2 protein-coding genes are annotated in these 1,483 nt (G+C 61.0%); both read right to left on the reverse strand.

Annotated features, from left to right (window positions below; all coding sequences use genetic code 11):
* Positions 1-291: 291 nt before the first annotated feature.
* Positions 292-561, reverse strand: coding sequence for an ACT domain-containing protein (locus ACTNBU_RS12560; RefSeq protein WP_441034438.1), 270 nt, complete (start codon positions 559-561; stop codon positions 292-294).
* A gap of 113 nt (positions 562-674) precedes the next feature.
* On the reverse strand, positions 675-1,175 hold the full coding sequence (locus tag ACTNBU_RS12565; protein ID WP_441034440.1) for a hypothetical protein: 501 nt from the start codon (positions 1,173-1,175) through the stop codon (positions 675-677).
* Between the last annotated feature and the right edge of the window lie 308 nt (positions 1,176-1,483).

The raw sequence follows: 1,483 nt of genomic DNA on the forward strand, positions 1-1,483 counted from the left end.
CCCCCCCCCCCCCCCCACCCCCCACCCCCCCCCCCCGGGCCCGGCGCGCGGCGCCCCCCCCCCCCCCGCCCCCCCCCGGTTCTTTTGCCAGGGGGCAAAAGAAGAAGGGAGGGGCCAGGGAACCGCAGGTTCCCGGTTCTTTTGCCCGAAGGGCAAAAGAATCCGCCGGAATCATTTTTCCGGCGGCCTGTACGTCGGAAAAATACCGAGACCCCAGCCGCCGGGGGCGGCGACACCAGTCCGCAGACTGGTGGTGGGGTGGTTAGGAGGGGAGCCTGCTCCCCTCCTACATTAAATGCGGTGCATCGCGTTGAAGATTTCCTCCCGCTGGATGCGGATGGAGATGCCCAGGGTCTTGCCCAGCTCGGACAGGCGCTCTGCCAGCTCCGTCAGGGGGATGCCGGCTTTGGAGATGTCCACGGCCATGACCATGGTGAATTTCCCCTGGAGAATGGTCTGGGTGATGTCCAGAATGTTCACATTGTTCTGGGCCAGCAGCGTGCAGACAGAGGCAATGATGCCCACCTTGTCGTCGCCGATCACTGTAACGATCGCGTTCATCGTCGTTTCCTCCTTGGCAGTTCCGCCTGTGAGACTGAAAAACGGCGGAAAATCACAATAAACCGTATTTTACCACACCATTCCTCCAATGTAAATCGGAAAATCAGACAATTTCAGCAGGGAATGGTGGCCATGGCCGCTGCATCATGCGGGTCCAGGAAGGGACCGAAGCCGGGCGGGCAGAGGGTGAAGACGATATAGAGTACCCCCAGGGCCGCCGCCAGGATCAGCCAGATGCTGCTTTTGCCCCGTTTTCCGGACAGCGCCGTCCCCGCGGCGGCCGCCGCCACCCACAGCATCAGGTAGACGCCCCAGGCGGGCTCCAGGGCCGACACTGCCCAGTAGATCAGAAACAGCGCCGGGGCCGTCAGGGTCACGGCGGGCAGCGCCTCCGCCAGCGTCCGCTTCGCGCCGCCGGAGAGATGGCCCGTCAGCACCAGCGCCGCCAGCATGGGCCAGTAGGCCAGCTTGCTCAGCTCCCAGGGGGCGCTGTACCGAGGCAGAAAGATGCCCAGGACCGGGTTTCCGGCCCAGGGATGGAGCAATAAGGCCAGGAGGCCCAGCAGCAGCGTGGTCAGAAAACGGACGGCGAACCGGTTAAAATGGTCCTTCATAATGCTTCACCTCGTCCTATCCATATGACGGACGGGGGCTTGGCAGAACCGGAAACGGACAGGAAGAAAGAGGACGCCCGAGGGCGTCCTCTCAGGCTGTCGAGAAACCCGGTTGCGCAATTAGGCGGCAACCGGGTTTTCAGCACATATTCGGGAAAATAGAATCGAAAATAGGAAATGGGGTCTGTCCCAAATTTTGTGTAAACGCCGAAATGCGGTGCAAATAGAGCAAAATATATTCAAGGTGGAAGTGGTGCAAGCTGCTGCCGCCTTGTTTTCAAAATAACAGTAGATCGTGGGCATGTCAA

The sequence above is a fragment of the Dysosmobacter sp. HCP28S3_G4 genome (genome assembly GCF_052065175.1).
Lineage (GTDB): Bacteria > Bacillota > Clostridia > Oscillospirales > Oscillospiraceae > Oscillibacter.

Bases quoted from the DNA above. Each gene is read 5' to 3' on its own strand.
- ACTNBU_RS12560 (WP_441034438.1), bottom strand. From the start codon at position 561: ATGAACGCGATCGTTACAGTGATCGGCGACGACAAGGTGGGCATCATT.
- ACTNBU_RS12565 (WP_441034440.1), bottom strand. From the start codon at position 1,175: ATGAAGGACCATTTTAACCGGTTCGCCGTCCGTTTTCTGACCACGCTG.